Here is a 4418-nt window from a genome sequence, read left to right as displayed (position 1 = left end):
AGTGGCGAAAGCGAGATCAGTGAAGCTCGACGCGGTGCGCAGAGCGCTGGCAGCCGCGGCGTCGACGGCGGTGATCGTGGGAATGACGTCGACCGGCTGCGGTAGCGACAACAACCTGCACGGCCTCAAGGCGCCGAAGGGCCCGGTGAACTGTGACGGCAAGACCGCGCTGACCGCGGAGGGATCCACGGCCCAGCAGAACGCCATCGCGTTGTTCAACTTGGACTGGGCTCAGTTGTGCCCCGGAAAACAGTTGGCGTACAACCCAACCGGCTCGGCCGCCGGACGTGAGCAGTTCATCGCGCGGCACGTGGATTTTGCCGGCTCGGACTCACCACTGAGCCGCGACCAGATCGAGCCGGCGGCGCAGCGCTGCAACGGAAATCCCGCCTGGCACCTGCCTGTGGTTTTCGGGCCAGTCGCGGTTGCCTACCACTTAGACGGCGTCAAGCGGCTGACAGTCAATGCGGACGTGCTGGCCAAGATCTTCAGCGGCTGGATCACTGACTGGAACGATCCGGCCATCGTCAAGCTCAATCCCGGCGTGAATATGCCCGCCACCAAGATCTCGCCGGTCTACCGATCGGACTCCTCGGGTACCACCGACAACTTTCAGAAGTATCTGGCCGCGGCCGCCCCGAACAGCTGGACCCGGGGGACCGGCAGCGAGTTTCAGGGCGGCGTAGGCGAGGGCGCGCAGAAGTCCGCCGGCGTGATCCAGGCCGTGCAGTCTGCGCCCGGCTCGATCGGCTACGTCGAGAAAGGTTTCGCCGATCAAAGCGGGGTGCCGTACGCGCAGATCGACGACGGCAGCGGCCCGGTCGCGCTGACCGCCGACGCGGCCCGCAAGGCCATCGACGGCGCCACCTTTGCCGGTCCGGGAGACGACCTGGAACTGAATCTGAAGTCGATTTACAGCACCCGAGCCGCCGGTGCTTACCCGCTGGTGCTGGCCACCTACGAAATCGTTTGCTCGAAGGGTTACGACCCGGCCACCAGTGCCGCGGTCAGGTCCATCTTGACGGTGGCAGCCGATAACGCGCAAGACGGTCTGTCGGCCGCAGGTTATGTCCCGTTGCCCGATAAATTCAAGAAGCGCTTGATCGCCGCGATCAACGCGATCCGGTGATCGAACGGATTAACCTATGGCCGAAGGTTTTCACTGATGGGAACACCGTGACGACGCCGAATCCAGCCGATAACGGTTCGGGTGAGGCCGTCGCCGCGCCGCTGCGTTGGCCGGCTCCCGGCCCGCTGTTGTGGGGCAGCGCCAAACCCAGTCGCGGCGAACGAATGTTCCGGGGTTTGTCCGAAGGGTCGGGCGTCCTGATCGTCGTTCTCATCGCGGCCATCGGCCTGTTTCTGCTGGTGCGCGCGGTCCCGGCGCTGGCCCGCAACCAGGAAAACTTCTTCACCTACGGCGGCAATTGGGACACCACCAACACCGCGGCGATGCGATTCGGCGTTTTCGACCTGGTCCAGGTGACGGTCATGGTGGCGTTGTTCGCTCTGGTCTTGGCAATGCCGGTGGCGTTGGGGATCGCGATCTTCCTCGCCCAGTACTCGCCGCGCCGCGTCACCGGACCACTGGCCTACCTCGTCGACCTGCTTGCTGCGGTCCCGTCGATCATCTATGGCGTCTGGGGCCTCTACGTGCTGGCGCCGCGGTTGCGACCGGTTGCGACCTGGCTGAATGCGCACCTGGGCGGGGTGTTCCTGTTCGCGACCGGCAACGCCTCCGTGTCCGGCGGCGGCACCATTTTCACCGCAGGGATCGTGCTGGCGGTGATGATCCTGCCGATCATCACCGCGGTCACCCGCGAGGTCTTCATGAAGACGCCGCAAGGCCACATAGAGGCCGCGCTCGCGCTCGGCGCGACCCGCTGGGAGGTCGTCAAGACCGCGGTGTTGCCGTTTGGGCGGTCGGGCTACATCAGCGGTGCGATGTTGGGCCTGGGCCGCGCGCTAGGTGAGACCATCGCGCTGCTGATCATCCTGCGCGGCACCCAGGCGGCGTTCGGCTGGTCGCTGTTCGACGGCGGCTATACCTTCGCGACCAAGATCGCGGCCACCGCATACGAGTTCAACAACCAGTACAAGGCCGGCGCCTATATCGCCGCCGGCCTGGTGCTCTTCCTGCTCACGCTTCTGGTGAATGCGATGGCGCGCGCCACTGTCGCGGGCAAGGGCACCCGATGACGTCGATCCTGGACCGGCCACTGAAGGCGCTGACATTCACCGGCGTGAGTGCGCGTCGTCGGCTCGCCAATGTCGTTGCGACACTGCTGGTTACATTGTCGGTCGGGGTGGCGCTGGTACCGCTGATCTGGGTGCTGTACTCGGTAGTGGCCCAAGGATTGGGTGCGATCAGGTCCAGTGAGTGGTGGACACACTCCCAAGCCGACATGACGGCGTTCATGTCCGGTGGCGGCGCATACCACGCCATCGTCGGCACTGTCCTGCAAGGCCTGGTGTGCGCTGCCATATCGATACCTATCGGTGTTTTCGTCGCCGTCTATCTGGTCGAGTACGGCGGGGAAAGTACCCTGGGCAAGCTCACCACGTTCATGGTGGACATCCTGACCGGGGTGCCTTCGATCGTCGCCGCCTTGTTCGTGTATGCGTTGTGCATCGCCACACTCGGTTTCCCGCGATCCGGTTTCGCGGTAGCGCTGGCCCTGGTGCTGCTGATGATCCCGGTGATCGTGCGGTCGACCGAGGAGATGCTGCTGATCGTTCCGGTGGAGCTGCGCGAGGCCAGCTATGCGCTGGGTGTGCCGAACTGGAGGACGATCACCAAGATCGTGCTGCCGGCCGGGATGTCCGGCATCATCACCGGCATCCTGCTGGCGTTGGCCAGGGTGATGGGTGAGACGGCGCCGCTGCTGATCCTGGTCGGCTACTCGCAGGCGATGAACTTCGACATGTTCGGTGGCTTCATGGGCTCGCTGCCGGGCATGATGTACGACCAGACCTCGGCTGGCGCGGGTACCGCGCCGATTCCCAGCAATAGGCTGTGGGGCGCTGCCCTGACGCTGATTGTGCTGATCGCCGTCATTAACCTGGTGGCCAGGGTCGTCTCGAAATTCTTTGAGCCGGAAAGGATAGGCAGGAGTTCCAGTGGCTAAGCGGTTGGATCTCAAGGACGTCAACATCTTTTACGGCGCGTTCCAGGCGGTCGCCGACGTGTCGCTGTCGGTTCTGCCGCGCAGCGTGACGGCATTCATCGGGCCGTCGGGCTGCGGCAAAACGACCGTGCTGCGCACCCTGAACCGGATGCACGAAGTCACGCCCGGTGCCCGGATGCTAGGCAGCGTGCTGCTCGACGACGACGACATCTACGGCTCGGGCATCGACCCGGTTGGTGTGCGGCGCGCGATCGGCATGGTGTTCCAGCGTCCAAACCCGTTCCCTACCATGTCGATTCGCGACAACGTGGTGGCCGGCCTGAAACTGCAGGGCGTGCGCAACCGAAAGCTGCTCGACGACACCGCCGAATACGCGCTGCGGGGCGCCAACCTGTGGGACGAGGTCAAGGACCGATTAGACCGGCCCGGTGGCGGGTTGTCCGGCGGTCAGCAGCAGCGACTCTGCATCGCGCGGGCCATCGCCGTGCAACCCGACGTGTTGTTGATGGATGAGCCGTGTTCGTCGCTGGACCCGATTTCGACGATGGCGATCGAGGACCTCATCGCCGAGTTGAAGCAGGAATACACCATCGTCATCGTCACGCACAACATGCAACAAGCAGCGCGAGTCAGCGATCACACCGCGTTCTTCAACCTGGAGGCAGTCGGTAAACCGGGCCGGTTGATCGAGATCGACGACACCGAGAAGATCTTCTCCAACCCGACCCAGAAAGCCACCGAGGACTACATCTCCGGCCGCTTCGGCTAGCCGGATCTGGCGACGGTCTCGTCCTCGGGGAAGTGCCCGGTCGCCTGGAAGATGACTCGTCGCGCCACCTCGACGGCGTGGTCGGCGAACCTCTCGTAGAAGCGGCCAAGCAAGGTCACGTCGACGGCTGCAGCCACGCCGTGCTTCCACTCGCGGTCCATCAGCACAGTGAACAGGTGGCTGTGCAGGTCGTCCATCGCGTCGTCTTCTTCGCGGATCCGGGAGGCCTTCTCCGGGTCTCGCGATGACAGCACTTCCTGCGCACTGTTGCCCAATTCCACTGCGACTCTGCCCATTTCAGCGAAGTAGCCGTTCACTTCCTCGGGCAGTGCGTGCTGGGGATGACGTCGGCGAGCGATCTTGGCGACGTGCAGCGCCAGCGCCCCCATCCGGTCGATGTCGGCGACCATCTGGATGGCGCTCACAATCGACCGAAGGTCGCCGGCGACGGGCGCCTGCAGGGCAAGCAAGACGAAAGCGGACTCTTCGGCTTGGGTGCTCATCTCGGCGATCTTCTCGTG

The 4418-nt window shown here is 64.4% G+C and carries 5 protein-coding genes; 4 read left to right on the top strand and 1 reads right to left on the bottom strand.

Annotation, left to right across the window (positions count from 1 at the left end; genetic code table 11):
- Positions 1–19 precede the first annotated feature (19 nt).
- From pstS to pstB, 4 genes are read left to right on the top strand one after another with little or no spacing between them, the layout of a single operon-like run.
- Positions 20–1129, top strand: coding sequence for a phosphate ABC transporter substrate-binding protein PstS (pstS, locus tag VGH54_RS29610; RefSeq protein ID WP_414688841.1), 1110 nt, complete (start codon positions 20–22; stop codon positions 1127–1129).
- A complete protein-coding gene (gene pstC, locus VGH54_RS29605; protein WP_414688840.1) occupies positions 1126–2199 on the top strand; it encodes a phosphate ABC transporter permease subunit PstC in 1074 nt (357 codons plus the stop codon). Before pstS ends, pstC begins: the two co-directional genes overlap by 4 nt.
- Entirely contained in the window at positions 2196–3128 is a 933-nt protein-coding gene (gene pstA / locus VGH54_RS29600) for a phosphate ABC transporter permease PstA (protein ID WP_331515746.1), read from the top strand. The genes pstC and pstA overlap by 4 nt, the downstream gene beginning before the upstream one ends.
- Positions 3121–3897 carry a phosphate ABC transporter ATP-binding protein PstB gene (gene pstB / locus VGH54_RS29595; protein ID WP_331515745.1) on the top strand — a complete coding sequence of 259 codons (777 nt, stop codon included), beginning with the start codon at positions 3121–3123 and terminating at the stop codon, positions 3895–3897. The genes pstA and pstB overlap by 8 nt, the downstream gene beginning before the upstream one ends.
- Here pstB and phoU read toward each other — a convergent pair.
- Positions 3894–4418, bottom strand: a 525-nt coding sequence (phoU, locus tag VGH54_RS29590; protein ID WP_331515744.1) for a phosphate signaling complex protein PhoU, incomplete at its 5' end; no start/stop codon positions are given. The two genes, pstB and phoU, sit on opposite strands and share 4 nt — an antisense overlap.

It is taken from the genome of Mycobacterium sp. (genome assembly GCF_036488105.1).
Classification (GTDB): Bacteria; Actinomycetota; Actinomycetes; order Mycobacteriales; family Mycobacteriaceae; genus Mycobacterium.
Note: the sequence above shows the minus strand (reverse complement) of the source record. Positions and strands in the feature narration are given on the sequence as shown.